The sequence below is a fragment of the Bordetella trematum genome, from assembly GCF_900078335.1.
Lineage (GTDB): Bacteria > Pseudomonadota > Gammaproteobacteria > Burkholderiales > Burkholderiaceae_B > Bordetella > Bordetella trematum.
In genome coordinates, this window is the sequence record NZ_FKBR01000035.1 from 209,742 (window position 1) to 235,666 (window position 25,925).

The 25,925-nt window shown below is 66.1% G+C and carries 20 protein-coding genes; 12 read left to right on the top strand and 8 right to left on the bottom strand.

From position 1 onward, the window contains the following. Nucleotides 1-2 precede the first annotated feature (2 nt). Nucleotides 3-914 (bottom strand): LysR family transcriptional regulator, encoded by a 912-nt coding sequence (locus tag A7V84_RS15625; RefSeq protein WP_025516939.1) that lies wholly within the window; start codon nt 912-914, stop codon nt 3-5. Nucleotides 915-1,029: 115 nt separating this feature from the next. Between A7V84_RS15625 and A7V84_RS15630 the strand changes: the two genes are divergently transcribed. Both A7V84_RS15630 and A7V84_RS15635 read left to right on the top strand, forming a co-directional pair. Continuing rightward, nucleotides 1,030-2,436, top strand: a complete 1,407-nt coding sequence (locus A7V84_RS15630; protein ID WP_025516937.1) for a M20 family metallopeptidase — start codon at nt 1,030-1,032, stop codon at nt 2,434-2,436. A gap of 15 nt (nt 2,437-2,451) precedes the next feature. Further along, nucleotides 2,452-3,426 (top strand): Bug family tripartite tricarboxylate transporter substrate binding protein, encoded by a 975-nt coding sequence (locus A7V84_RS15635; RefSeq protein ID WP_025516935.1) that lies wholly within the window; start codon nt 2,452-2,454, stop codon nt 3,424-3,426. 9 nt (nt 3,427-3,435) lie between these two features. On the opposite strand, the gene A7V84_RS15640 is transcribed toward A7V84_RS15635, so the two are convergent. Genes A7V84_RS15640 through uvrA form a run of 3 tightly spaced genes read right to left on the bottom strand, consistent with a single transcriptional unit; the run spans nt 3,436 to nt 10,973 of the window. Then, entirely contained in the window at nt 3,436-4,068 is a 633-nt protein-coding gene (locus tag A7V84_RS15640) for an aminotransferase class IV family protein (protein ID WP_025516933.1), read from the bottom strand. Between the two features lie 56 nt (nt 4,069-4,124). Beyond that, a complete protein-coding gene (locus tag A7V84_RS15645) occupies nt 4,125-5,246 on the bottom strand; it encodes an aminodeoxychorismate synthase component I (RefSeq protein WP_025516931.1) in 1,122 nt (373 codons plus the stop codon). Between the two features lie 6 nt (nt 5,247-5,252). Next, entirely contained in the window at nt 5,253-10,973 is a 5,721-nt protein-coding gene (gene uvrA, locus A7V84_RS15650; protein ID WP_063491490.1) for an excinuclease ABC subunit UvrA, read from the bottom strand. Between the two features lie 648 nt (nt 10,974-11,621). Between uvrA and A7V84_RS21760 the strand changes: the two genes are divergently transcribed. The 4 genes from A7V84_RS21760 to A7V84_RS15665 all read left to right on the top strand — a co-directional run bounded on the left by A7V84_RS21760 (nt 11,622) and on the right by A7V84_RS15665 (nt 14,770). Beyond that, nucleotides 11,622-11,750 carry a hypothetical protein gene (locus tag A7V84_RS21760; protein ID WP_005016451.1) on the top strand — a complete coding sequence of 43 codons (129 nt, stop codon included), beginning with the start codon at nt 11,622-11,624 and terminating at the stop codon, nt 11,748-11,750. A 153-nt stretch (nt 11,751-11,903) separates the two neighbouring features. Further along, on the top strand, nt 11,904-13,034 hold the full coding sequence (locus A7V84_RS15655; RefSeq protein WP_063491489.1) for an NAD(P)/FAD-dependent oxidoreductase: 1,131 nt from the start codon (nt 11,904-11,906) through the stop codon (nt 13,032-13,034). A gap of 49 nt (nt 13,035-13,083) precedes the next feature. Beyond that, a complete protein-coding gene (locus tag A7V84_RS15660) occupies nt 13,084-14,139 on the top strand; it encodes a YkvI family membrane protein (protein WP_033535294.1) in 1,056 nt (351 codons plus the stop codon). Between the two features lie 7 nt (nt 14,140-14,146). Continuing rightward, nucleotides 14,147-14,770: a helix-turn-helix domain-containing protein gene (locus A7V84_RS15665; protein WP_033535293.1), complete on the top strand. Its 624-nt coding sequence runs from the start codon at nt 14,147-14,149 to the stop codon at nt 14,768-14,770. On the opposite strand, the gene A7V84_RS15670 is transcribed toward A7V84_RS15665, so the two are convergent. After that, complete coding sequence (locus tag A7V84_RS15670; RefSeq protein ID WP_033535292.1) at nt 14,759-15,694, bottom strand: LysR family transcriptional regulator; 936 nt, start codon at nt 15,692-15,694, stop codon at nt 14,759-14,761. The two genes, A7V84_RS15665 and A7V84_RS15670, sit on opposite strands and share 12 nt — an antisense overlap. 189 nt (nt 15,695-15,883) lie before the next feature. On the opposite strand from A7V84_RS15670, the gene A7V84_RS15675 reads away from it, so the two are divergent. Next, nucleotides 15,884-16,831 carry a glycosyltransferase family 2 protein gene (locus A7V84_RS15675; protein ID WP_063491488.1) on the top strand — a complete coding sequence of 316 codons (948 nt, stop codon included), beginning with the start codon at nt 15,884-15,886 and terminating at the stop codon, nt 16,829-16,831. A gap of 44 nt (nt 16,832-16,875) precedes the next feature. Here A7V84_RS15675 and fauA read toward each other — a convergent pair whose 3' ends face one another. The 3 genes from fauA to A7V84_RS15690 form a co-directional block, all read right to left on the bottom strand. Then, nucleotides 16,876-19,062, bottom strand: coding sequence for a TonB-dependent alcaligin siderophore receptor FauA (gene fauA, locus A7V84_RS15680; protein ID WP_082832918.1), 2,187 nt, complete (start codon nt 19,060-19,062; stop codon nt 16,876-16,878). Nucleotides 19,063-19,169: 107 nt separating this feature from the next. Then, nucleotides 19,170-20,129 carry a helix-turn-helix transcriptional regulator gene (locus A7V84_RS15685; RefSeq protein WP_063491487.1) on the bottom strand — a complete coding sequence of 320 codons (960 nt, stop codon included), beginning with the start codon at nt 20,127-20,129 and terminating at the stop codon, nt 19,170-19,172. 77 nt (nt 20,130-20,206) lie between these two features. Continuing rightward, the gene (locus A7V84_RS15690) at nt 20,207-20,719 is read right to left on the bottom strand and encodes a hypothetical protein (protein WP_063491486.1); all 513 of its coding nucleotides are present in this window, start codon (nt 20,717-20,719) and stop codon (nt 20,207-20,209) included. Nucleotides 20,720-20,834: 115 nt separating this feature from the next. On the opposite strand from A7V84_RS15690, the gene A7V84_RS15695 reads away from it, so the two are divergent. From A7V84_RS15695 to A7V84_RS21205, 5 genes are all read left to right on the top strand, one after another. Further along, complete coding sequence (locus A7V84_RS15695; protein ID WP_231886821.1) at nt 20,835-21,728, top strand: DMT family transporter; 894 nt, start codon at nt 20,835-20,837, stop codon at nt 21,726-21,728. Between the two features lie 53 nt (nt 21,729-21,781). Continuing rightward, the gene (ettA, locus tag A7V84_RS15700; RefSeq protein ID WP_025516916.1) at nt 21,782-23,455 is read left to right on the top strand and encodes an energy-dependent translational throttle protein EttA; all 1,674 of its coding nucleotides are present in this window, start codon (nt 21,782-21,784) and stop codon (nt 23,453-23,455) included. Between the two features lie 75 nt (nt 23,456-23,530). Continuing rightward, nucleotides 23,531-24,064 carry an isochorismatase family protein gene (locus tag A7V84_RS15705; RefSeq protein WP_063491485.1) on the top strand — a complete coding sequence of 178 codons (534 nt, stop codon included), beginning with the start codon at nt 23,531-23,533 and terminating at the stop codon, nt 24,062-24,064. A gap of 164 nt (nt 24,065-24,228) precedes the next feature. Then, nucleotides 24,229-24,450 carry a glycine zipper 2TM domain-containing protein gene (locus A7V84_RS15710; protein WP_025516914.1) on the top strand — a complete coding sequence of 74 codons (222 nt, stop codon included), beginning with the start codon at nt 24,229-24,231 and terminating at the stop codon, nt 24,448-24,450. A gap of 904 nt (nt 24,451-25,354) precedes the next feature. Continuing rightward, nucleotides 25,355-25,925: hypothetical protein (locus A7V84_RS21205; RefSeq protein WP_156508025.1), on the top strand; the 571-nt coding region annotated here is incomplete at its 3' end.

Below are 25,925 nucleotides of genomic sequence, written 5' to 3' on the forward strand. Positions count from 1 at the left end.
CCTCAGGCTGGCGGCAGGCGCGCCACCTGCGACAGCCGCTCACAGACGAATTCGACGAACTCGCGCGCCAGCGGCGGCAGGGTGCGGCCCTGCAGCGTCACCACCTGCATGCTGCGCTGGCGCATCTCGGGGTTGGTGATCGGCAGCAGGGTCAGGCCGGCGCCCTCCAACAGGTCCATCACGGCCAGGTAGCCTGACAGCAGCACGATGTCGCTGCCGGGCAGCATGGGCAGGAAGACGGCCGACTGGTTGGCTACGTAGGCCGGTTCGATATGCAAGCCGGCGTTGGCGCAGGCGGCATCGAACAGTTGTCGGGCGGTCGTGCCGGGGTCGCTGACCGACAGCGGCCAGCGCGCCAGGTCGCGCATGGCCACGCTGCGGCGCCCGGCCAGCGGGTGATGACGGCACATCATGGCGCACACAGGGGCCCGCCCCAGGAACTCCGTTTTCAGACGCTCATCCTGGGCCGTGGTGTAGCGCAGCGCCAGGTGCACCAGGCCTTCCAGCGCCAGGCGGTTGACCTCGTCGGGATGCTGCACTTTCAGATGAAAGCGCGCCTCGGGATGGCGACGTCGGAAGTCGGCCATGCAGGCGGGCAGGAAACGATGGGCAAAGCCCTCCGTACTGGCCAGCGTGATGGTCACGTCGCCCTGCTGCTGGCGTTCCCGGATGGCGGCGATGACGCGCTCGGCCTCCAGGGCGGCCAGGTTGGCGTAGGCGGCCAGTTGCTGGCCGGCGTGGCTGAGCACCATGCCGCGCGCCTGGCGCTCGAACAGCGGCGCGCCCACGGCATCCTCCAGCTTGGCGATCTGGCGGCTGATGGCCGAGGCCGCGACATGGCTGGCCTGCGCGGCCGAGGCGATCGATCCGTGTTGCGCGACATCGAGGAAGTACTTCAGGCTCAGCGACAGCATCCGGGTTCTTCAAGGGTGTGCCAAATAGGCAATGGTTGTATGTCAATTTGCTAATTGTGGCAATGCATGGGGCGTAATACTGTTGTGCCTGTTTCTTTTCCCCCTTGAGACAGACGTGACCCGAGAACAAGCCCTGGCCTATGCCGCCAGTGAATTCGACAACGGCGGGCTGCAGGCAGTGCTGGCCCGCCGCGTGGCCCATCCCACCGAAAGCGAAGTGCCTGCCCAGGCGCCGGCCCAGCACGCCTACCTGAACCAGGAACTGGTCCCGGCGTTGCGCGAGATGGGGTTCTCCTGTGACATCCATGCCAATCCTGCCGGCGTCGACCTGCCCATCCTGGTGGCGCGCCGCATCGAAGATCCGGCCTTGCCGACGGTGCTGCTGTACGGGCATGGCGACGTGGTGCGCGGCAATGCCGAGCGCTGGGCCGGGGGACGCGATCCCTGGCGGCTGCAGATCGAGGGCGACCGCTGGTATGGCCGTGGCACGGCCGACAACAAGGGGCAGCACACGATCAACCTGATGGCGCTGGCCCAGGTGCTGCGCGCCCGGCAAGGCCGGCTCGGCTTCAATGCCACCTGGCTCATCGAAACCGGCGAAGAGGCCGGTTCGCCGGGCTTGGCCTCCTTCTGCGAGGCGCAGCGTGACCTGCTGGCCGCCGATGTCTTTCTGGCCAGCGACGGCCCGCGCCTGAACGCGAGGCGTCCGACCCTGTTCATGGGGTCGCGCGGGGCGGTCAATTTCGAGCTGCGCCTGCACGCGCGCGAGCGTGCCTATCATTCGGGCAATTGGGGCGGTCTGCTGTCCAATCCGGCCATCGTGCTGTCGCATGCCATCGCCAGCCTGGTCGATGCGCGCGGGCGCATCCAGGTCGAAGGCCTGCGCCCGCCACCCATTCCGGGGCCGGTATTGCAGGCCCTGGAGAGCCTGGAGGTCGGCGGCGGCGAAGATGATCCGGCGATCGACGCCGGCTGGGGCGAGCCGGGCCTGAGCGGCCCGCAGAAGGTGTTCGGCTGGAACAGCCTGGATGTCCTGACCTTCGGCGCCGGCGATCCGGCCAAGCCGGTCAATGCGATTCCGGGCCAGGCGTCGGCCTGGTGCCAGCTGCGTTTCGTGGTCGGCACCGATTGGCGCAATCTGGGCGATCACGTGCGCAGGCACTTGCGCGAGGCGGGCTTTGGCGATGTCGAAGTGACCGTCGGCATGCAGGCGGGCGCCACGCGCCTGTCGCCCGACAATCCCTGGGTTGTCTGGGCTGCCGAATCGCTGCGGCGCTCTACCGGCCAGTCGCCGGCGCTGCTGCCCAACCTGGGCGGTTCGCTGCCCAACGATATCTTTGCCGATCTGCTGGGTCTGCCCACCCTTTGGGTGCCGCACTCGTATCCGGCTTGCGCCCAGCATGCGCCCAATGAACATCTGCTGGGCAGCGTGGCCCGGGAAGGCCTGTCCATCATGGCCGGATTGTTCTGGGACCTGGGCGAACAGGGCTGCGCGCTGCGCGCAGCCTGCGCGAATTCCTGATTCTGGAGTGTCCTGATGATTCCCCGAGTTTTCACGGCGGCGCTGGCCGCCACGTTGCTGGCCGGTGCGGGCGCCGTCCACGCCGCCTATCCGGAGCAACCGATCAAGCTGGTGGTGCCCTTCACGCCGGGAGGCGCGACAGATTCGGTGGCCCGCTTGCTGGCCAACCGGCTGGCTCCCAAGCTGGGTCAGCCGGTCATTGTCGAGAACCGGCCGGGGGCCTCGACCGTGATCGGCGCCGAGGCCGTGGCCCGCGCCAAGCCGGATGGCTACACGCTGATGGTCTCCGGCAGCACCACCTATACCGTATTGCCGGCGCTCAAATCGAGCCTGCCCTATGATCCGCTCACCAGCTTCAGCCACGTGGGCATCATTGCCCTGGCGCCGCTGGTGCTGCTGGCCCGGAATGATCTGCCGGCGCAGGATCTGCAACAGGCGGCCGGGCTGGCGCAGCGCGAGAGCGCCAATGGCGGGCTGATGTACGGCACGTTCGGGCCCGGTTCGGCGCCCCACCTGGCCGGGGTGATGTTTGCCGAGGCGGCCGGTGCCGACATGACGCCCGTGCCCTACAAGGGCAGCGCGCCCATGGTGACGGCATTGATCGGCGGCGAGATCGCGCTGGGCGTGGACACGGTGTCCTCGGCCGCGCCTCAGGCGCGCGCCGGCAAAGTGCGCGCCCTGGCCGTCAGCGGCAAGCACCGCGTGCCGCAGTTGCCGGACGTGCCGACCTTTACCGAGGCCGGCATGCCGTCGGTGGATCTGGTGGGTTGGTATGCGATGGTGGCGCCAGCGGGCACGCCCGAGCCGGTGATGGAGAAGCTGTCGCAAGCCTTGCGCGAAGTGATGGCCGATGAGCAGGTGCGCAAGTCGGTCGGAGACCTCGCGCTGGAGCCGGTGTTCATGCCCGGCCCGGCCTTTCGTGAGCAGATGGAAAGCGAGATCCGGGATTTTCGCGCGATTGGCGAGCGCGCCCAGATCTCGCTGGATTGACGCCTGGCTTCAGGCGTCGTGAAGCTGCACGTCGAACCAGCCGCGCAGCGCGTTCGACAGCCGGATGCCCTGCGCTTCGCGCAGGTCGTCCAGCGTCAGCACGCGCTCGCGCACCAGGCCCTCGTCGAGCAAGGCGGCGCGCTGCACGCCGGGCAGCAGCCCGGACTCGACAGGCGGGGTGTACCAATGGCCGCGCAACCTGAGATAAAGGTTGCTGCGGCTGCCCTCGCACAGTTCGCCGCGGGCGTTGAAGAACACCATGTCGAAAATCCGCGGGTGCGATGGCAGCCAGCTCATGGCCTTGGCGTACCAGGGACGATGGGTGGTCTTGTAGCGCAGCAGCGGCTCGCTGTCGTCGAGCGTGTCGGGCGCCAGCAGGATCTCCTGGGGTTGGGGCAGCGCCGGCAGTGGCGCGCTTTCCAGCGTGATCTCGCCTGATCGCTGCAGCAGCAGGCGCAGCCGCTGCGGGCCGGGGCCGGGCAGACAGGCTGCCGTGGTGAGCAATTGCCCTTCGATGACGGCGATGTCGCAGTGATAGCCCAGATCGCTGGCCGAGGCCGCGAGACGGGTCAGGTGGCGGCCCAGCAGGGGCATTTCGCGTTCGGCAGTGACCAGCAGGGTTTCGATCAGCTCGGGGGCCATGGGTATTCCTTGGTGGCGGCAGGGATATCGACCGGAAAATCAGCCTTGCGCAGGCCCTAGCGGCTCAGGATGCGAGCCTTCCAGTGGCACTCCTGCCACTCTAGCGCGGGGTCGGAGTCATGGACAATCCCTCCGCCCACGTTATAGATGCCCCGGCCGTCCTGGCCCAGCACCAGGGTGCGGATGGCGACATTGAGAGAGAAGTCGCCGTCCGGCGCCAGCCAGCCCAGGCTGCCGCAATACAGCCCGCGCGGCGCGATCTCGCGTTCACGGATGCGGCGCATGGCGGCGATCTTGGGTGCGCCGGTGATCGAGCCGCAGGGGAACAGGGCCGCGAGGACCTCGGCCAGCGTGGCCTCGGGCGCCTCGGCGCTGATGGTCGAGGTGAGCGTCCAGACGGTGGGGTACTGTTCCAGCGAAAAAAGGGCGTCGACCGTGACGCTGCCGGGCCGGGCCAGGCGGCCGAGATCGTTGCGCAGCAGATCGACGATCATCAGGTTTTCTGCGCGGTCCTTGTCGCTGTCGAGCAATTGCTGGCCCAGACGCCGGTCTTCGACGGGATCGGCCGAGCGCGGCGCGGTGCCCTTCATGGGGCGGGTCACGAGCCGGCTGCCCTGGCGCGCCACGAACAGCTCCGGCGAGAAGGACAGCACGCTGCGCGATCCATCCTGCAGGAACGCGGCGTGGCCGACCGGGTGCCGGGCAGCCAGGCGCCGATAGAGGGCCGCCGGTTCGCCCTCGATGTGCACGTCCAGGGGTTGGGTGTAGTTGATCTGGTAGAACTCGCCATTGCCGATGCCCTGGCGGATGGCTTCGATTTCCTGGCAATAGTCGCTTTCCGGCAGGCGCGCGCTGACCGACAGCACGCGTGCGGTCTCGTCGCCTGGCTGCGCCGCCCAGGGCGCGCGGATTTCCGCCCGGGCGAAGGCCAGCGCCGTCAGGCGCGGCGCCTGATCGGTGCGCGGCGCAAGCGCCGGGCCTTGGGCGGCCTCGGGCAGCAGCCATTCACCGAGTTCATAGTCCAGCAGCAGGGCGACCCAATGCCCGGCGCGTCGCGCGGCGTCGATCTGCGCCCAGGCCTGGGGCAGCATCCCGGGCGAAGTGGCCTCGATGCGCGCCCGCAGGTCCCACAGGCGGCGGGCGCGCCCGGCCAGGCGATCTTCAAACCAGCATTCCATGTTTCATCAGGATCGGAGGAACTCGGCGAGCACCTGCCCCGTGTGGGAGCGCTCGCGCAGGTCCATGACATGTTCCGGAGGGCCTTCGGCCACCAGCTGGCCGCCGCCCGTCCCGCCTTCGGGACCGAGGTCCAGCAGCCAGTCGGCTTCGGCGATGACGTCCAGATTATGCTCGATCACGACCACCGTGTTGCCGGCTTCGACCAGACGGTGCAGCACATGGATGAGTTTTTCCACGTCCGCCATGGACAGGCCAACGGTGGGCTCGTCCAGGACGTAGAGCGTATGGGGCAGGCGCGAGGCCCGGCCGCTGCGGATCAGGCCATCCGTCAGACGGGCCTTGGCCAGTTCGGTCACCAGCTTGATGCGCTGCGCTTCGCCGCCGGACAACGTGGGTGAAGGCTGGCCCAGCGTCAGGTAGCCCAGGCCGACGTCCTGCATCAATTGCAGGGGCCGGTGGATCTTGGGGTGGGCGGCAAAATACGCCAGGGCGTCGTCGACCTCCAGCGAAAGCACTTCGCCGGCATTCTTGCCGCGCATCTGCACGCTCAGGGTGTCGGCATTGAAGCGCGCGCCATTGCAGGCGTCGCAGGGCACCTTCACGTCGGGCAGGAAGCTCATCTCGATGGTGCGCATGCCCTGGCCTTCGCAGATGGGGCAGCGGCCGTCGCCCGTATTGAAGGAAAAACGCGCCGCGCCCCAGCCGCGCATGCGGGCTTCGCGGGTGTCGGCAAACTGCTTGCGTACATCGTCCCAGAACCCGACATAGGTGGCCGGGCAGGAGCGCGGCGTCTTGCCGATGGGGGTCTGGTCGACCTCCAGCACGCGGTCGATGGCTTCCCAGCCCTCGATGCGCGCGCAGCCGACCCACTGGCCCGGTTCGCGGGCCGAGACCACGCGGCTCAGGTTGTCCAGCAGCACCTCGCGCGCCAGCGTGGACTTGCCGGAACCGGACACCCCGGTCACGACAGTCAGCCTGCCGACCGGCAGGCTGGCATTGACGTTGCCCAGGTTGTGCAGGTGCGCGGCCTTGATGCGCAGCATCGGGGTGTCCGCGTCCACGGCGCGGCGTGCGCCATGCACGGGGTGGGCGAGCGGCCGGGCCAGATAGCGCCCGGTGACGGACTCGGGCGCGGCGATCAGATCCTGAGCCGTGCCCTGGGCCACCACGCGCCCGCCGCGCACGCCTGCGCCAGGGCCGATGTCGATGATGTGCGAGGCGCGCCGGATGGTGTCGTCATCGTGCTCGACCACCACCAGGGTGTTGCCATTGCCCTCCAGGCGCGCCAGGGCGTCCAGCAGGATGCGGTTGTCGCGCGGGTGCAGCCCGATGGTCGGCTCGTCCAGCACGTAGCACACGCCCTGCAGGTTGGAGCCCAGCTGTGCGGCCAGTCGGATGCGTTGCGCCTCGCCGCCGGACAGGGTGGGGGCGGCGCGATCCAGGGCCAGGTAGTTCAGGCCCACTTCCTGCATGAAGTTCAGGCGGCCGCGGATCTCGGTCAGGATGTCGCGCGCGATGTCGCCTTCGCGCCCGCGCAGCACCAGCCCGGTGAAGAAGCTGTGCGCCTCTGAGACCGGCAGGCTGGCCAGCTCGGCGATCGAGCGTTCGCGCCAGCGTACAGCCAACGCTACCCGGTTCAGGCGCTGGCCGTGGCAGACGCCGCAGGCCTGGGCCTCGCCTTCGTACCAGGCGTTCCAGGCGGTTTCCTCGCCGGTCTGTTCGGCATCGAACCCCTGCAGTTGCAAGCCTGTGCCGAAGCAGCCGGTGCACCAGCCATGCTTGGAGTTGTAGGAGAACAGGCGCGGATCCGGTTCCGGGAAACTGATGCCGCAAGAGGGGCAGGCGCGCTTGACCGAGAAGTGCTGTTGCTGCGGCGCAGGGTTCAGGCCCGCAGCGCGGCGCTCGGGCGTGTCGCCGTCAGCGCCCGGGGTGAGATCCCAGAGGATGCTCATCACGCCCTGGCCGTGTTCGAGTGCACTGCGTACCGCCTCGCGCAGGCCGGCTTCGTTGGCCGGATCGACCACCAGGTCGGCCACCGGCAGTTCGATGGTGTGTTCCTTGTAGCGGTCCAGGCGCGGCCAGGGGCTCACGGGGATGAAGTCGCCGTCCACGCGCAGATGGGTATAGCCCTTGGCGCCGGCCCATTTGGCAAGATCGGTGTAATAGCCCTTGCGCGCCGTCACCAGCGGGGCCAGCAGCCCCAGATGCCGGCCGGCGTGCTCGCGCAGCAGGCGGGCGACGATCTGTTCGGTGTTCTGCGGCTCGACCGGCACCTGGCAATCGGGGCAGAACTGCGTGCCCAGCTTGACGTACAGCAGGCGCAGAAAGTGATGGATCTCGGTCATCGTGGCCACGGTGGACTTGCGTCCGCCGCGGCTGGTGCGCTGTTCGATGGCCACGGTCGGCGGGATGCCGAAGATGGCGTCCACGTCGGGCTTGCCGGCCGGTTGCACGATGGCCCGGGCGTAGGCGTTGAGCGATTCGAGATAGCGGCGCTGCCCCTCGTTGAACAGGATGTCGAAGGCCAGGGTGGACTTGCCCGAGCCGGACACGCCGGTGATGACCGTGAAGGTGTCGCGCGGGATCTCGACGCTGACGTTCTTCAGGTTGTGCTCGCGGGCGTTGCGGATCTCGATGGCCTGCTGACGGCGCTGGCGCATGAGCGACTGCAGCGGCGTGCCGGCCTCATAGGCCGGCCCGGGTTCGGCCAGCGCCACGCTTTCGGTGGGCAGGATGCTGTCTTCGTAATCGCGCAGGGCCTGGCCGGTGTAGGAGCGCGGGGTGGCCATCAGGTCTTGCGGCGTGCCCACGCCGACCACCTCGCCGCCGGCGTCGCCGCCGTCCGGCCCCAGGTCGATCAGCCAGTCTGCCGCCCGTATCACGTCCAGGTTGTGCTCGATCACCAGCAGGGTGTGCCCGGCGGCCAGCAGCTTGCGGAAGGCGCGCATCAGGCGCGCCACGTCATCGAAGTGCAGGCCGGTGGTCGGTTCGTCGAACAGGAACAGGCTGCCTTTCTTGGCGACCCTGGCGCTGGAGATGCCGCTGCGTGCGGCCTCGGCCAGGTGGCCGGCCAGTTTCAGGCGCTGCGCCTCGCCGCCCGACAGGGTGGGCACCGGCTGGCCCAGGCGTACGTATTCCAGACCCACGTCGTCAAGCGGCGCCAGCCCGGTCTGCACGTCGCGCAGACCGCGGAAGAAGGACAGCGCTTCGCTGACTGTCATTTCCAGCACTTCGTCGATGGAGGCGCTGCGGCCCAGGTGCTCGATGCGCACCTGCAGCACTTCGGGGCGAAAGCGCTTGCCGTCGCAGTCGGGGCAGCGCAGATAGACGTCGGAGAGGAACTGCATCTCGACGTGTTCGAAGCCCGTGCCGCCGCAGGTCGGGCAGCGCCCGTCGCCGCTGTTGAAGCTGAAGGTGCCGGCGGTGTAGGCGCGCTCCTTGGCGAGCGGGGCCTGCGCGAACAGCTTGCGGATGGCATCGAAGGCGCCGACATAGCTGGCCGGGTTGGAGCGCGCGGTCTTGCCGATGGGGGTCTGGTCGACCATGACCACGTCGGCGATCTGCTCGGCGCCCAGCAGCCGGTCGAACGCGCCGGGGGCTTCGACCGGCTTGCCCTGGTGCTTGAGCAGGGCCGGGTACAGCACATCCTGCACCAGGGTGGACTTGCCCGAGCCCGACACGCCTGTGATGCACACCAGGCGGCCCAGCGGCAGCGACACCGAGATGTTCTTCAGGTTGTGCGCGCGCACGCCTTCGAGCAACAGGCGTGGCGTGTTCTCGGCTACCGGCATCGGGCGCGGCGCTTCGACATGGCGGCGTCCGCCCAGATAGTCGCCGGTCAGGGTGGGGGCGGCGCGCAGCTGCGCCGGGGTGCCGTCGAAGACGATGTTGCCGCCGCGTTCGCCGGGGCCCGGACCGATGTCGATGATGCGGTCGGCGGCCACCATCACCTGCGGATCGTGTTCGACCACCACCAGGGTGTTGCCGGCGTCGCGCAGACGGTGCATGACTTCGACCACGCGGTGCATGTCGCGCGGATGCAGGCCGATGGAGGGCTCGTCCAGCACAAAGAGCGTGTTCACCAGCGAGGTGCCCAGCGCCGTGGTGAGGTTGATGCGCTGCACCTCGCCGCCGGACAGCGTGCGGCTCTGGCGGTCCAGCGTCAGATAGCCCAGCCCCACGTCGCACAGGAATTTCAGGCGCGCGCGGGCCTCGGTCAGCAGCAGGTCGGCGGCGGCGTCCAGCGCGCCCTCGAAGCGCAGCGTGTCGAAGAAACGCCGCACCCGTTCGATGGGCAACAGCATGATGTCGTGGATGGACAGGCCGTCGAGCTGCTCAAGGCGCTCGCGCGACCAGTCCACGCCTGCCGGCATGAAACGCTGATAACGATCGTCGCCCGGCGGCAGCACCGCATCGGCCTCGGCCTTGCTGCCCAGGCGCCAGAGCAGGGCATCGGATTTCAGGCGCGCGCCATGGCAACTCGGGCAGGGCGTATAGCTGCGGTACTTGGACAGCAGCACGCGCACGTGCATCTTGTAGGCCTTGGTTTCCAGCCAGGCAAAGAAGCGGTGCACGCCATACCATTGGTGTTTCCAGGCCGAGTCGCCGCCTTTCCAGTCGGGGTCGCCATTGAGCACCCAGTCGCGCTGCCCGGCCGTCAGGGCTTTCCAGGGGACGCCCAGCGGAATGCCGGCGCGCGGCGCGTACTTCATCAGCTCATCCTGGCACTCCTTGAAGGAAGGTGTCTGCCAGGGTTTGACGGCGCCCTCCTTGAGGGTCTTGTTCTCGTCGGGAATGACCAGGCCAAGGTCGATGCCGATCACGCGGCCGAAGCCGCGACAGGCCTCGCAGGCGCCCAGCGGCGAATTGAACGAGAAGCTGCTGGGCAGGGCATCGCTGTATTCGATGTCGCAGTCGGCGCAATGCAGCCGGTCGCTGTACTTCCAGATGGCAGCATCGTTGCCGTCGTCATCCATCACGTAGACGGCCAGGTGGCCGGCGCCCATCCGCAGCGCCGTATCGAGGGCTTCCATGATGCGATCCGGCTCGGCGTTGCCCAGCCTGAAGCGATCCTGAACCACATGCAGCAGCCGGCGCGCCTCCTGGGCGCCAGCCTTGGTCTTGCCCTTGGCTTTGCCGCGCGCTTTCTCGGCCACCGGGCGGGTCACGCTTTCCTCGCGGTGCACGCGGGTGTAACCCTGGCCTTCGAGGAAGCCTTTGACTTCCTCCTCGGTGAAATTGGCCGGCACGGCGATCGGGAAAGTGACCACCAGGCGCGGATCGCCCGCTGCCGCCGCGCGTGCGCTCAGCGAGGCCTGGATGGATTGCGGGGAGTCGCGCCGCACGCGTTTGCCGCAGCAGCGGCAGAACAGCTGCGCGCCGCGCGCGAACAGCAGTTTCAGGTGATCGTTGAGCTCGGTCATGGTGCCGACCGTGCTGCGGGAGCTGCGCACCGGGTTGGTCTGGTCGATGGCGATGGCCGGCAGGATGCCTTCGATGCGATCGACCTGGGGCTTGTCCATGCGGTCCAGGAACTGGCGCGCGTAGGGCGAGAAGGTTTCGACGTAGCGACGCTGGCCCTCGGCGTAGAGGGTGTCGAAGGCCAGTGAACTCTTGCCTGAGCCGGACACGCCGGTCACGACCACCAGTTGGCCGGTGGCGATGGTCAGGTCAAGGTTCTTGAGGTTGTTCTGGCGGGCGCCAACGATGCGGATTTCGGAGCTCATGGGGCGTTATCGTAGCCGGGATGCCAAGCGCGGGTCTGGGGGAAGGGAAGGGCAGCCCGGATTCCGCGCGGCGGCCCGTATGGCAGGCCCTGGCGGAGTGTCGGCTGTATGGATAAACAGTACAACAGAATTATGGTGGCGCCGCAAATATCCCCGGTCCGGGTGGGGTCGGTCGCAGGCCTCTGGTTTGTGCATAGCCGGTCTTTGCGGCTAGAATGGCAAGTTACCTGGATTTTCGCCAACTGCGTCTTGCGGGCGGCCAAAAATGTTCTGGGGTGTTCTGGGTGAGTGTTCGAAAAGCATCCGGGCCGGTTTGAAGGAAAAGATGCGGGCAGGTGCCCGCCTGCGCGCAATCGCTGGCGGAAGACGGCCCGAAACCATTCCTGGAAAGCAGGGCCTGGAAGGTAGGCCGCGAGGCCGGGGCTTTCGGACCGAGGTGGTGCAAGCCGCCGAACGTGTGCAGCGTGACGCCAAGAAGGGCTTGGCCTGCAGGGGACGACCCGGCAAGGCCGGACCTCAACGGGATAAAACCCGGGGAGCACGGATGGCGCGCCTGGCGCGGCCTTTCGGGTTCCGGCGGCCTGGCTTGCAGCCCTGTCTCACCCACGGACACCTGGTGTCATTCAACTTTTTTACCGGAGATTCATCATGGCTGAACGCAAGCGCGTGCGTCGTAACACCCTGGAACGCCGTTGCCTGGGCAAGTCCTTCAAGCGTCTGTTCGTCAACGCTCCCAAGGGCGTGTTCAAGATGCTGGAAAAGATCAAGCGCGTCTAAGCGCCGGATCGCTCCAGAAAACCGCCTGCCTTGCGCAGGCGGTTTTTTTTGCCTTGCCGGTTCGCCGGCGGCCTTCCCGGTATAAACCCCAGCCTTCCCCTTTTGCCTGATCGGGCCTAGTATGCAGGGAAAATTTTCGTATGTGAGAATTCCATGATCTACGACTATGTCATCGTGGGCGCCGGGATCGCCGGCGCTTCACTGGCCTATCGCCTGCCGTCCGAGGCCAGCGTGCTGGTGCTGGAACGCGAGTCCCAGCCGGGCTATCACTCCACCGGCCGCTCGGCGGCCATGTTCATCGAAACCTATGGCACGCCCACCATCCGGGCCCTGACCGTGGCTGGCAATGCCTTCTACAGCCAGCCCCCGGCCGGCTTCTCCGAGCAGGCCATCCTGATGCCGCGAGGCGTGCTTTACATCGCGACGGCCGAGCAAATGGGCCTGCTGGACAGTGAGTACGAGGCTTTCGAACGCCAGGGGCTGGACGTCGTGCGCCTGACCCCGCAGCAGGCGTTCGAGATGGCGCCATGCATCAGGCTGGAGAAGGTGGCTGGCGCCATCTATGACCGCGCCGGCCAGGATATGGACGTGCACGCCTTGCACCAGGGTTTTCTCAAAGGCATGCGCCAGCATGGCGTAGCGCTGCGGGTCAACGCTGAGTTGCGCGCGGCGCAATGGGACGGCCAGGCCTGGACGATCGAGCTGGCGGAGGCCGGCGAGCTGGTGCGCGCCCGCCAGTTGGTGAACGCGGCAGGCGCCTGGGCGGACACGGTCGCCGGATTGTGCGGCTTGCGGCCGCTGGGCATTCAGCCCAAACGCCGTTCGGCCTTCCTGTTCGCGCCGCCGGAGGGCGTGGATCACACGCGCTGGCCTGCCGTAATGGACGTGGGCGAGGCTTTTTACTTTAAGCCGGATGCCGGCATGTTGATGGGTTCGCCCGCCAATGCCGATCCGGTCGCAGCGCACGATGTGGTGGCAGAAGAGCTGGATATCGCCACCGGCATCTACCACATCGAGGAAATGACGCACCTGCAGATACGCCGTCCCAGCCACACTTGGGCCGGCCTGCGCAGCTTCGCGCCCGATGGCGAGCTGGTGATCGGGCATGACAGCGCCTGCCCGGGCTTTTTCTGGCTCGCCGGGCAGGGCGGCTACGGCATTCAGACCGCCGCCGGGGCGTCGCTGCTGGCCGCCAGCCTGTTGCAGGGACAGCCCCTGCCGGCGGAGCTGCAGGCCTTGTCGATCGATCCCCGACGGGTGTCGCCCGCACGTTTCGAGCAATAACTACAGCAGAAGACACCATAGAGAAGCCAATCCCCAGGGAGGAGGAGACATGTCGAATTTCAGCAATATTGCGCGCATCGCGATGGCGTTCGTGGGCGTGGTGGTGGGGGCCGGTTTCGCCTCCGGGCAGGAGACCCTGCAGTTTTTCAGCAGTTTCGGCTACTGGGGGCTGTTGGGCGGCGTGATTGCCGGCGTGTGCTTCACGGTGCTGGGCATGGCGGTCGGCCGGCTCAGTCAGATACAGGTCTCCGACTCCTACAAAGCGGGCATCTACCTGATCTGCGGCAAGTATCTCGGCGTGGTGATGGATGTGCTGATCACCTTCTTCATGTACGCCATTGCCGTGGTGATGTTTGCCGGTGGCGGCTCGCTGCTGGAACAGCAATGGGGGATCCCGGCCAATTACGGCAGCATTGCCGTCATGGTCGCCACGGTGCTCATCGTTTTTATGCGGGTGGAGAGAATCCTGGCCTTCATCGGCAGTATCACGCCGGTGCTGGTGCTGATGGTGGTGGTGCTGTCCATCTACGCCTGGAGCACGCGCGATCTGCCGCTGGCCGAGCTGGATCAGCTGGCCCAGGGCAAGCCGCAGGGCGCTGGCCACTGGCTGGTCGCCGCCTTGCTCTACGTGTCGTACAACATGGTGCTGGGCGCGCCCTTCCTGATGATCGCCGGCGGCCAGGCGAGCTCGCGCCGCAATGCCGTCTGGGGTGGTATCGTTGGCGGCGCGCTGCTGTGCCTGCTGATCGTGCTGATCAGTTCGGGTGTCTTTGCCCGCGTCGATACCGTGGGCGATGCGGCGTTGCCGATGTTGATGCTGGCCAGCGAGCAGGCGCCCTGGCTGGGGATGGTGATGGCGGTGGTGATCTTCGCCATGATCCTGAATACCGCCGTCGGGGTGCTGTATGCCTTCTCGGCGCGTGTCATGACGCCGGGCACGCTGCGCTTCAAAGTCGGGACGGCGGTGGCCGGCGTCGTCGGGGTATTGGGCGCCAAGCTGGGTTTCATCACCCTGGTGGGCACGGTCTATCCCATTTTCGGATATCTCGGTTTTGTCTTGATGGCGGCCATCCTGATTGCCTGGATGCGCCTGCGCCGTTCATAAGGGAATCATGGTTCGCAATGCGTTGTTGAGCAAGGAACAGGTGGGCCGGCGCTTGCGCGAGGCCCGCCACAGAAAAAAACTGACGCTCAAGCAGATGGCGCAAAGCACCGGCCTGGCGCTGTCGACCATCGCCAAGGCCGAGCTGGGGCAGGTGACGCTGAGCTACGAGAAATTCGTGGTGCTGGCGATGGCCCTGGATATCGAGGTGGGGTCCCTGTTCGCGGTCCCGGGCAACGCGCCGCAGGCATCGGCGCCGCCAGGAGGCGCGCAGATCGCGACCCACAAGTCAATTGCCAGCCCGGGCTATGCCACCCGCAACTATGCCTACGGCCTGATGTTCGGCGAAGTGCCGGATAAGATCATGAACCCCATGATGGCCGTGATCGCCTCGCGCGATGCGGCCGAATTCACGGATTTCATCCGCCACCCCGGGCAGGAATATGTCGTGGTGCTGTCGGGCTCGATCGCCATCCAGTTCGAGAACGGCGAGAAGATCTTCCTCGATACCCACGAGTCGGCCTACTTCGACAGCGGCCTGGGCCACGTGTATCTGTCCACCAGCCCCGAGCCGGCCAAGGTGGTCGCGGTCTGCGCCAGCGGCGTGGCCGAGCGCTCCGGTTCAGCGCTTTGAGGCGGCGGGCGCGTCGGCCGGGCCCAGCTGCGGCCGGATGAAATCCATGAAGGCGCGCGTCTTGGCCGGCAGGAACTGATGCGGGAAGTGCGCGAAAATCGAAATGGGCAGGGTTTCCCAGTCGGGCAGCACGCGCTTGAGGGAGTGACGCTCGATGATGGGGTCGAGCGCGCGGCAATAGGGCAGGCGGGTGATACCCAGCCCCAGTCCGGACAGCGTTCCCATGAGGCTGATGTTGTTGCCGGCCAGCAGGCCGCTGACTTCGACCCGTTCGCGGCGCGCGCCATTGGACAGGATCCAGAACGAATGGGCCTCGTCGACCGTGGTGCGCATGCACTGGTGCCGGGCCAGATCGGCCGGCGTGCGCGGCTCGCCGAATTGTTCCAGGTACTCGCTGGAGGCATACAGGTAGTTGTCCAGCCGCACGATTTCATCCACCGCCACCGAGCCCTCGTTGTCCAGCACGCCGTTCTCGTCGCCGATGCGCAACTGCACGTCGAAAGGCTCGCCTTGCGAGTCGGCGCCTGACTTCAGGTTCAGGTCGAACTCGCACTCCAGGTCGGGGTACTGATCCATGAAGTCGCCCAGGGCGTTGGGCAGCAGCCAGATCGCCAGGCTATACGGCAGAGAGACGCTCAACCGCCCCTTGGGACGGCTCGACAGCGACCGCAGTTGCTCCTGCGCCAGGCGGGCTTCCTCGATGAGGCCCTGACAGCGGCGCAGGTATATGGAGCCGGCGTCGGTCAGTTCGAGGCGGCGGGTATTGCGGTTGATGAGCTGCAGGCCGATGCCGCGCTCCAGCTGGCTGATGCGGCGCGACAGCGTCGAGGTCGGCATTTGCAGTGCCCGCGCGGCGAGGCTGAAGCTCTTGCGCTTGGCCACTTCGACAAACAGGGCGATATCGTTGAGCTGAACGGAGGTCATGAGGCCGAAGAAAAACCCGGATACGCGCAGTTTACTTTGCCCCCGGATTCGTCGCCGGTGGATAAATCCGTTTGCAATTGAACACGGATTTTCTGCAGCTTGGATGTGGTTCTTTCTTAAACTTGCGGCTGGACCGTCTTTTTCGTGTGGGCACTGTTATCCCTGGGCGAGGTTTTCCGGCGAGTCCCTATGAACACAGCTAACTCAAGTACTGCCCGGCGCTTCACCGTTCTGACGCCGACTTTCAACCGTGCCGATACGCTGCACCGGGTCTATGACTCCCTGTGCCGCCAGACCTGCCGGGATTTCGAATGGCTGGTGGTCGACGATGGCTCGACCGACCCGACCCATGAGCGCGTGCGCGCCTGGCAGGCGGTGGCTGATTTCCCCATCCGCTACGTCTGGCAACCGAACCAGCACAAGAAGGCCGCCTTCAACCGGGGGGTGCGTGACGCGCAAGGCGAGCTGATCGTGGCCCTGGACAGCGACGACGCGATGCCGGCCGATGCGCTGGCCCTCATGGAGGCGGCCTGGCTTGCCATCCCCGAGGGTCAGCGTGCCGGTTTCGTGGCCGTCACCGGCCTGTGCGCGCGCCCCGATGGCAGCATCGTGGGCGACCGCTATCCGCAGGACGTGCTCGACAGCAGCGCGGTCGACATGTACTTCCTTTACCGGGTGCGGGGCGAGAAGTTCGGCTGCATGCGTACCGAAGTGCTGCGCGCCTTTCCGTTTCCGGAAGATGTGGCCGGCTTCGTGCCCGAAAGCCTGGTGTGGTGGGCGGTGTCGCGGGCGGGCTACCGCACGCGTTTCATCAACCGGGTGCTGCGCATCTACCACGACACGCCGGGCAGCCTGATGCACGGCAGCCCCTCGCTGAGCGCCAATGTGCAGGGGCTGTATCTGCTGGCCTGGAACATGCTGCAGCATCATCTGCGCTATTTCCGCTGGCGGCCCTGGGAGTTCATCAAGGCTGCCATGCGCTTTACGCGCTTTCGCTTGCATCTGGCCCATTCCGGACGACCCAATGCCCTGCGCGCCTACCGCCTGAGCCAGCCGGCCGCCTGGCTGCTGGTGCTGCTGTGCGCCCCGGCCGGCTATCTGCTGTACCTGCGCGACCGTCGCCGCGGCGTGGCCTGAACCTGGCGGCGGGCTGCCGCCAGGAGCAAGGAGCATGCGGCCATTCAGTATTGCGCCCGCAGGCTCAGCATGACATTGCGCGGCGCGCCCCACCAACCCTGGCTGAAGAAGCCGATCTGGTCGTAGTACTTCCTGTCCAACAAGTTGTTGACGTTGAGCGTGGCTGACAGATGCCTGTTAATGTCGTAGCGCGCCATCAGATCGACCAGGGCGTAGCTGCCCTGCTCGACGCGCTGTTTGCCTGTCGGGCTGGCGGCATATTGGTACATGCGGCTTTGCCAGGTCAGCCCCCCGCCCACGGTCAGCCGGTGCAGATCACCTGGCAACTGATAGGTGGTGTAGAGCTTGAGCAGGCTGCGCGGCTGGCTGGTATTGATGGCCTGGCCCTGCGCGTCGCCTGCCGTGAAGTGGGTGTAGCTGGCGCTGATGTTCCAGCCGCGCGCGATCTCGCCGGCCGCCTGCAGATCGAAGCCGCGCACTTTCGCGCCCTTGGCCGCGCGATAGGCCTGCTGGTTCGGAAAGCCGGCGACGGTTTCGCCAGGGATGGCCTGGGCCAGGTTGTCCTGGCGGGTTTCGAACAGCGCCAGCGCGGCGTTCAGGCGGCCCTCCAGGTAGCTGCCCTTGAGGCCCAGTTCATAGCTTTTCCCCTCGATGGGGTCGAGGATGCTGCCATCCGGGCTGCGGGCATTCTGCGGCTGGAAGATATCGGTATAGCTGGCATAGGCGGCATAGGTGTCATTGATATCGAGCACCACGCCGGCATAGGGCGTGAACTGATTGTCGACCTTGTAGGCGCGGCGTGAACCGAAATAGGTCTGCTGGGTTTCCCAATCGCTCCAGCGTCCGCCCAGGATCAGGTGCAGCGGGTCGGCCAGTGAAAAGCGCCCCACCACATACTTGCCGGTCTGTTTGGTGCGCTGGTTGTCGGCCGGCGAGGTGTGCTCCGCCCACTGAGGCTCGGCAATGCGGTTGCTGCCCCAGTTGAAGTAGCTGCCCACGGCGGGCGGCGGGCCGATCATGGCGAACTGACGGATGTCGTTATGGTCACGGATGCTCATCCAGCCGGCGGCGATCTCATGACGCCGGCCGAACAGTTCGAAGGGGCCGCTGACCGACAGATGGAAGTCATCGCGATCGCGCCGGCCGTCGTAGTTGCTGAAACTGCTGCTCATGCCCAGGCCGGTGTTGCGATCCGGGTAACCGCCTCGGTAGAGCTGGCGCATGCGGTACTTGCCATCATTGTGGCTGTAGGCTGCCCGCAATCTCCAATCGTTGTCCAGTCGATGGGTCAGGTCCATGAAGTAGGTGACCGACTCGGTATCCAGTCGTGCCCAGGGCGTGTTGTTGGAGGCCGAACGATTGAAGTCCGTACGCGAGCCGTCGCTGTAGAACAGGGGGAAGCCGCTGCCGAAACCGTGGCTCTGGTTGCGCTGGTATTCCACGCTGGCGGTCAGTTCCGTGGAGGGCGTCAGGTCGGCGCTGAGCACCGCATACAGGGTGCGCTTGCGGCTGTCGAGATCGGTGACGTAGCTGTCGGCCTGGCTGTAGGCGGCGACTACGCGCGAGCGGATACGGCCGTCCTCGGTCAGAGGCGCGGAGATGTCGGCCTCGCTGCGCACATGGTTCCAGCTGCCGGCATTGAGCGTCGCCCGGGCCGAGAAATCGCGCAGCGGGCGTTTGCGCACGAAGTTCACCGCCGCCGAGGGGTTGCCGGAGCCGGTCATCAGGCCGGTGGCGCCGCGCACGATCTCGACCCGGTCGAAGATGGCCGAGTCCATGTCGGTGGCGCCATAGTTCCATTGGCTCAGGATGGGCGATACCAGGCCGTCGAACTGGAAGCTGTCGATGGCGAACCCACGCGAGGAAAAGGCATAGCGGTTGCTGTCGCTGCGCGTGACCGAGATGCCGGGTGCGTTGGCCAGGATGGCGGCGGTGTCGAGCAGGCCCTCGTCTTCGATCTGCTGGCGCGTCACGACGCTGACGGTCTGCGGCGTTTCCTGCGGCGACAGGGTCAGGCCGGTCGCCGTGTTCATGACCGGGGTGGTGTAGCGCTGCGTGCCTTCGGTGATGCCATCCTGGGCGGTGGCTGTCACGCTGACGGCGGGCAGCTCGGCGACTGCCGCGTCGGCGGCCTGGGCCGTGGCGTGGCCTGACCAGGCGGCGATCAGGGCGGCGGGCAGGGTGGCCAGCCAGAGGCGCGGTGCGCCGTGAACGGGAACAGCGGGGGACATGGGGCAAGCTCCAGACAATCAATCGTGATAATGAGAATTATTGTCGGGCTGCTGGCAGGCGCGCCTATGCGCGCTGCCGACTTGCCTATGGCAAATGCCGTGAATGTTCAGGCCAGCTCACGGGGGGCGCAGCCATAGCGTGCGCGAAAGGCGGTGGCGAAGTTGCTGGCATGTCGATAGCCCACGAAGTGCGCGGCCTCCTGCACGCTCCAGCCTTGCGCCAGATGCTGGCGGGCCAGCTCCAGGCGCCGCTCGCGCAGCCAGGCGAAGACCGACACGCCATAGGCGGCCTGGAACTTGGCGCGCAGGGTGCTGGGACTCATGCAGGCCAGGCGCGCCAGCGCGGCCAGCGTGTGGGCCTCGCCGGGGCTGTCGTGCAGGCGCCCGCGCACCCGTTCCAGCAGTTGGCGGTCGCGCTGAGAGAGGGGGGCGGCCGGCTCGGGGCAGTCCAGGGCGTGCGCCAGCAGTTGGAGGGCCAGCCCTTCGTAACGCAACTGGCGCAGCGGCGTGTCCGGATCGTCGTCGAACAGCTGCTCGATGGCCTGCAGCAGATGGCCGGGGACCCGCCAGGCGCCCAGTCCCTGGTGCGCCGGGGTGAGCGCCTGTCGCAGTTGTTCGCTCAGACGGTCGTCCTCATCGGCCTGAGACAGGGCGACCGAGAGGTTGACACTGCGCAGGCGCTGGCCGCCGGGGTGCAGGCCGGCCAGGGGCTGGGTGTCGCCATAGGCCACGCGGATCGCATCGCGGGCGGCCAGCGCTATCGGCTGGTTGCGCCCGAGGCGGGTGCGGGCGCGTCCCTGCAGCATGACGATGGCCGAGAAGCGGGGCGTCAGCAGCGAGGTGGCTTCGTATTCGTGGTGGATCTGCAGATCCGACACCACCAGGGTCACGCCGGGGCGCAGCAGGTGGCTGCGCACCCGGCCTTCGGCCAGGGGAATCGACTCGGGATCGACCTGGCGGCCAAGGGGCCGGGGCAGGCGATATTGAAAGCCGGCGGGCTGGCCCAGGCGGGAAAAATCGCCCATCGTGAAAGACACCCGCGACGAGGCGGTCAGGGGAAGCGTCATGGGTGCCTTGCCGCTGCGCGGCCGGAAAAGTCAGGATGAGAATAGTATAGATTCTCGTCCTGGTTTTCTGCACGCCATCAGTGACGCGACGGGAAGGGAGGGTGGCCGTAGCCGTCCTGCTCGTCGTCTTCCGGTTCGTCGTCCTCGTCGTCCAGCGCATCGAGGTCGTCGGTGGTTTCGCTCAGGTCGAAAGGCAGGACATCGGAGAGCAGATCCGACCAGGCGCATTCTTCACCCTCCTGGTCCAGCTTGATATAGCGCTCGCCTTCGTTGAGCGAGATCTGGATGGCCCACAGATACAGACAGTCATAGGGTTGCTTGGCGATGTCTGCCAGGCCGCCGTGGCCGCCCAGCACCCGCGCGCCCGGGCCGCCCATCTGAACGTGGGGCCGACTGTCGTCGTCTTCGGCCTCGTCGTCCAGGGCCACACCGAAAGCGACCCATTCCATGCCTTCTTCGGCAGTGCTGACTTCGGCCAGGACCGGCTGGCCCATGTAGGCGCTCAGGGCGTCGGCAGTCTTGGCCAGCATGTCGAGGTCGGCGGCGCTGAAGCGCAGCAGGGCGGCGGGGGGGTGAGCAGAGGCGGACATGGCGCAATCCTGGGCAAATGATCGAAAACGTTATTGTCGCGCGTTCCTGCGCGCTTCGGCACATCCGGCCGGGCAGGCTACTATTTCCGGCTTTGTTGTTTTCCAGGCTCCCCTCATGCCTCCCGTTTCCCCCCGCTACATGATTTTCCCGCTGCTGGCCGTGCTGATCTGGTCGGTCAACATGGTGGTGACCAAAATGGCGGCCAGCGTGATCTCGCCGGCGGCAATCAGCTTCTACCGTTGGGTGGTTGCGGTGCTGGTGCTGGCGCCTTTCACCCTGCCGGGCGTGCTCAGGCAGTGGGCCTTGATCCGGCCCAATCTGTGGAGGCTGGCGGTGCTGGGCGCACTGGGCATGGGCGTCTACCAGGGGCTGCTGTACGTGGCGGCCGCCACGACGACCGCGACCAACATGGGGATCATCACCTCCATGGTGCCGCTGCTGACCATCGCCGTGGGCACCTTGATCCTGCACGAACGGCCCACCCGCATGGCGGTGCTGGGGGCGCTGGTGGCTTTGCTGGGCCTGGGCATCCTGCTGGGCGAGGGCGATCCCAGGCGGCTGCTGTCGGTCGGCGGCACGGTGGGTGATGTCCTGATGGCCGTGGCGGCACTGTCATATGCCCTGTACGGCGTGCTGCTGCGCAAATGGAGCCTGCCGATGGGTGTATGGCAGTCGCTTTTCATGCAGGCGGTGTTCGTGGTGCTGTTCCAGATACCGTTTTTCGTCCTGTCTGCCCCCTCGCCCCTGACGGCGCAGAACCTGCCCATGGTGCTCTACGCCGCCATTTTCCCGTCGCTGTTCGCGCCGTACTTCTGGATGCAGGGCGTCAACCATCTCGGCCCCAATCGTGCCAGCATCTTCCTGAACCTCATGCCGGTGGGTACGGTGGTGATCGCCGCGCTTACGCTGGGCGAGCATCCGCACGCCTATCACATCGTCGGCGGGCTGCTTGCGCTGGCCGGGGTCAGCCTGGCCCAGACGCGCGCGCGCCGCGCTGCCCGGGGCTGACGGTTCCGGCCTACAATCCCGGCTTATCCTGCATCCTTCTTTGACACGAGCCCATGGCCCAATACGTTTACACCATGAATCGCGTCGGCAAGATCGTGCCGCCCAAGCGGCAGATCCTGCGCGACATTTCGCTGTCTTTTTTCCCTGGCGCCAAGATCGGCGTGCTGGGCCTGAATGGTTCGGGCAAGTCGACCCTGCTGAAGATCATGGCGGGAGTGGACAAGGAAATCGAGGGCGAAGCCATCCCCATGCCGGGGCTGAACATCGGTTATCTGCCCCAGGAGCCGGAGCTCAACCCCGAGCACACCGTGCGCCAGGCCGTCGAAGAAGGACTGGGCGCGGTATTCAACGCCAAGCAGCGCCTGGACGAGGTCTATGCCGCCTACGCCGAGCCTGACGCCGATTTCGACGCGCTGGCCGCCGAGCAGGCCGAGCTCGAAGCCGTGATCGCCGCCGCCGCCTCCAGCGGTGCCGATGACATCGAGCACCAGATGGAAATTGCCGCCGACGCCTTGCGTCTGCCGCCCTGGGATGCCACGGTGGGGACGCTGTCCGGTGGCGAGAAGCGTCGTGTGGCGCTGTGCCGCCTGCTGCTGTCCAAGCCCGACATGCTGCTGCTGGACGAGCCCACCAACCACCTGGATGCCGAAAGCGTCGAGTGGCTGGAGCAGTTCCTGCACAAGTTCCCCGGCACCGTGGTAGGCGTGACCCACGACCGCTACTTCCTGGATAACGCCGCCGAATGGATCCTCGAACTGGACCGCGGTCATGGCATTCCCTGGAAGGGCAACTACAGTTCCTGGCTGGAGCAGAAAGAGGCCCGCCTGAAGCAGGAAGAGGCCAACGAGTCCGCGCGCCAGAAAACCATCAAGAAAGAGCTGGAATGGGTGCGCCAGAACCCCAAGGGCCGTCAGGCCAAGGCCAAGGCGCGTATTGCCCGCTTTGAAGAACTGTCTTCCTACGAATACCAGAAGCGCAACGAAACCCAGGAAATCTTCATTCCGGTGGGCGATCGCCTGGGCAACGAGGTGATCGAGTTCAACAATGTCAGCAAGGCCTACGGCGACCGGCTGCTCATCGATGACCTGAGCTTCAAGGTGCCGCCAGGCGCCATCGTCGGCATCATCGGCCCCAACGGCGCGGGTAAGTCGACGCTGTTCCGCATGATTGCCGGCCGCGAGCAGCCGGACTCCGGCGAGGTCAAGCTGGGCCAGACGGTCAACCTGGCCTATGTCGATCAGTCGCGCGAATCGCTCGAAGGCAACAAGACGGTGTTCGACGCCATTGCCGATGGCGCCGATCTCCTGACCGTGGGCAAGTTCGAGATGCCGGCGCGCGCCTATCTGGGGCGCTTCAACTTCAAGGGCGCCGATCAGAACAAGGTCGTGGGCCAGCTCTCCGGCGGTGAGCGCGGGCGTCTGCACCTGGCCAAGACGCTGATTGCGGGCGGCAACGTGTTGCTGCTGGACGAACCGTCCAACGACCTGGACGTCGAAACCCTGCGCGCCCTGGAAGACGCCTTGCTGGAGTTTCCCGGCAGCGTCATGGTGATCAGCCACGATCGCTGGTTCCTGGACCGTATCGCCACGCACATCCTGGCCTTCGAGGGCGATTCGCAGGTGGTGTTCTTTGACGGCAACTACCAGGAATACGAGGCTGACAAGAAGCGGCGCCTGGGCGAGGAGGGCGCCAAGCCCACCCGCCTGCGCTACAAGGCGCTGAAGTAAAGCCAAGCCGGCGGCGCCTGCCGCCCTTCGGGCCAGGACGGCAGGCGCCGGTCTGGCCGCAACCGGAGACCCGTCATGCTGTTGCAAGCCGAACAATGCAGTCTGCTCATCATCGACATGCAGGAACGCCTGATGCCGGTGATCGACCAGGGCGAGGCGGTGCTGGCGGCCAACTGCAAGCTGGCGCAGGCGGCGCGCCTGCTGGAGGTGCCGGTGCTGGCCACCGAGCACCATGTGCGCGCCCTGGGGACGACGCTCGCCCCGCTGCGCGATAGCATCGACGCGACTTTCCAGAAGATGGCCTTTGGTGCCATGCGCGAGCCGGGTTTCGAGGCCTGGTTGCCGGCCTCGCGGCGGACCCTGGTGGTCACGGGTTGTGAGGCGCACGTCTGTGTCTTGCAGACCGTGCTGGGCTTGCGCGAACACGGCTGGCAGGTGGCCTTGGTGGCCGATGCGGCCGGCTCGCGCAAGCCGGCGGACCATCATGCGGCATTGCGGCGCATGCGCGCGGCGGGTGCGCAGATCGTCACCAGCGAAATGGTCATGTTCGAATGGATGCAGACCTGCGAACATCCGCGCTTTCGCGAAGTGTTACGTCTGGTCAAGTAAGTGCCGGGCTGCAACAGCCGGGGCTTTTTTCGCCGGATTTCCTACGCCCTGACACAAAAACTGGGCAAACCTCACAGTACCCGGCAGGGCTTTTTGCGATCCTGATGGCCTGGACTTCCCGCGTGGCGCATCTGTGCGCCCGGGCGGACAACCGGAGAGGCATCATGACGATCAAGACCATATCCAAGACATTGACGGCGGCCCTGCTGATGGCCGCCATGGCGGGCTGCTCCTCCTGGGACAGCATGAGCCACCGGCAGAAAAGCACGGTGGGCGGCGCGGCGCTGGGCGGCGTGGCCGGTGCGGTGATCAGCGGCGGCGGCGTGCTGGGCACGGTTGGCGGCGCCGCCATCGGCGGCGTGATCGGCGATCAGGTCGGCAAGTAAATACCCGGCGCGCCCGCGCGCAGATACAAGCTCCCCGCGCAGTAAACAACACCCCGGAAGTTGGATATCTATCCAGCTCCCGGGGTGTTTTTCATGGCGCCGTATGACGCGCGGTTCAGGGTCAACGGAGCCGCGCACCAGCAGGGTCCCCCTACGTGGTGTGGCCAACACGCCCGTATCCCGGCGCAGCGGGAACGGCGTCGGCACGCGGCCCGGCATTTCGCGGCGCATTTCAGTGGCTTGGCGTACTCCGTGCGGCGGGGCAGGCCGAGCCCGCGGCACGGCAGGGCGATCAAGACAGCGCTGACTCCCGGTTTGCGCTTGCTGGCGGATCGTCTCGATCACTTCTCCTTCGCCGGCAGGCGGCGCCAGTATCGCTGTGCCGTAAGTCTCTTGCGGGCCTTCGACTGACGCTCTTACGGTTCCCGCACATCCTGCGGCTTGGCTCGCAAGGCGTTCTCCATTTCCTGCATTCGTTCATCGGCCTATTGCGCGCTCGTCGGCGGCGACAGGTCGTACCGGCGGTGCGCTCGCTGCTTCGTATATGGCTGGATGGCAGTCAGGAATAAGCCCACAGTCGGCTCATCCCCATCCGGCACCAGATTTCAGACGATTGCTCTGAGAATACATATCATCCGCAACGAAACAGTTTGCTACTGCATCCCTGCGTAGCTGAAACGGCTCCAGGATCGGGCGGCATCGATGAAGAGCATCGGCTGCCTTATCTACCGCCATACAGGCCCGATTCAAAACCGATAGAACGGCTCTATGTGCGGTGACGAATGAGCTGGTGCGGAACAACCATGATTTCGCCACGGAAAGGAGTTTAAGGAAAACAGATCCCGTGGCACCTCATTGACACCCGGCAACCCTAAAACCACCTGAATGTCAGGGAAATATTGAAATGAAGCACGTATTCACGGATAAGGCAGATAAGCCGTTCAGCAGAAACCTGTTGGCCGCGTCGGTTTTCTTGGCATTGGGTGGATACTCCGCGCTCTCTGCTGCGGAAAGCGCCTCCCCAGTCGCTTCCGCACCTTCCCCTGCTCTACCTGCCGGAATGCCCAAGGCCAAGGCATCCGTCATTCTGGGAAAACTGGTAACGAAAGACGGCAAGAACACGTTTGTTCCGGACGCTAGAGGCGGTGTTATTAATAATATCGAGTTTTCTCTTCCCACCTCAGCCAAAGACAAGGTGGCTTTTAGTGTTTTCGACGGCGGAACATCCCGTCCACAGGGGCCTCGGAAAGAGTCCACCCTGATTGCCGACAAATATCTTATCCGGGTCAACTCGCCTGGTTATTTTTCCTTTACAGGCAAACCTCCTGTAGACCCCAATACGCAGATAATGATCGGCGAGATGACGTTCTCCGACGCTCATCTGCAAGGCTCGGTGCTCAACAACGAAAGCTGCGTCCTCTACAAGGGTTGCTCCAATGTATTCAGGCTATCCCTGAAGGACTCAAGCCTTGCCG

What these genes read in the sequence shown, in the direction of transcription:
- A7V84_RS15625 (WP_025516939.1), bottom strand. Translation starts at nt 914, where the DNA reads ATGCTGTCGCTGAGCCTGAAGTACTTCCTCGATGTCGCGCAACACGGA.
- A7V84_RS15635 (WP_025516935.1), top strand. Translation starts at nt 2,452, where the DNA reads ATGATTCCCCGAGTTTTCACGGCGGCGCTGGCCGCCACGTTGCTGGCC.
- A7V84_RS15640 (WP_025516933.1), bottom strand. Translation starts at nt 4,068, where the DNA reads ATGGCCCCCGAGCTGATCGAAACCCTGCTGGTCACTGCCGAACGCGAA.
- A7V84_RS15645 (WP_025516931.1), bottom strand. Translation starts at nt 5,246, where the DNA reads ATGGAATGCTGGTTTGAAGATCGCCTGGCCGGGCGCGCCCGCCGCCTG.
- uvrA (WP_063491490.1), bottom strand. Translation starts at nt 10,973, where the DNA reads ATGAGCTCCGAAATCCGCATCGTTGGCGCCCGCCAGAACAACCTCAAG.
- A7V84_RS21760 (WP_005016451.1), top strand. Translation starts at nt 11,622, where the DNA reads ATGGCTGAACGCAAGCGCGTGCGTCGTAACACCCTGGAACGCCGTTGC.
- A7V84_RS15655 (WP_063491489.1), top strand. Translation starts at nt 11,904, where the DNA reads ATGATCTACGACTATGTCATCGTGGGCGCCGGGATCGCCGGCGCTTCA.
- A7V84_RS15660 (WP_033535294.1), top strand. Translation starts at nt 13,084, where the DNA reads ATGTCGAATTTCAGCAATATTGCGCGCATCGCGATGGCGTTCGTGGGC.
- A7V84_RS15665 (WP_033535293.1), top strand. Translation starts at nt 14,147, where the DNA reads ATGGTTCGCAATGCGTTGTTGAGCAAGGAACAGGTGGGCCGGCGCTTG.
- A7V84_RS15670 (WP_033535292.1), bottom strand. Translation starts at nt 15,694, where the DNA reads ATGACCTCCGTTCAGCTCAACGATATCGCCCTGTTTGTCGAAGTGGCC.
- A7V84_RS15675 (WP_063491488.1), top strand. Translation starts at nt 15,884, where the DNA reads ATGAACACAGCTAACTCAAGTACTGCCCGGCGCTTCACCGTTCTGACG.
- fauA (WP_082832918.1), bottom strand. Translation starts at nt 19,062, where the DNA reads ATGTCCCCCGCTGTTCCCGTTCACGGCGCACCGCGCCTCTGGCTGGCC.
- A7V84_RS15685 (WP_063491487.1), bottom strand. Translation starts at nt 20,129, where the DNA reads ATGACGCTTCCCCTGACCGCCTCGTCGCGGGTGTCTTTCACGATGGGC.
- A7V84_RS15690 (WP_063491486.1), bottom strand. Translation starts at nt 20,719, where the DNA reads ATGTCCGCCTCTGCTCACCCCCCCGCCGCCCTGCTGCGCTTCAGCGCC.
- A7V84_RS15695 (WP_231886821.1), top strand. Translation starts at nt 20,835, where the DNA reads ATGCCTCCCGTTTCCCCCCGCTACATGATTTTCCCGCTGCTGGCCGTG.
- ettA (WP_025516916.1), top strand. Translation starts at nt 21,782, where the DNA reads ATGGCCCAATACGTTTACACCATGAATCGCGTCGGCAAGATCGTGCCG.
- A7V84_RS15705 (WP_063491485.1), top strand. Translation starts at nt 23,531, where the DNA reads ATGCTGTTGCAAGCCGAACAATGCAGTCTGCTCATCATCGACATGCAG.
- A7V84_RS15710 (WP_025516914.1), top strand. Translation starts at nt 24,229, where the DNA reads ATGACGATCAAGACCATATCCAAGACATTGACGGCGGCCCTGCTGATG.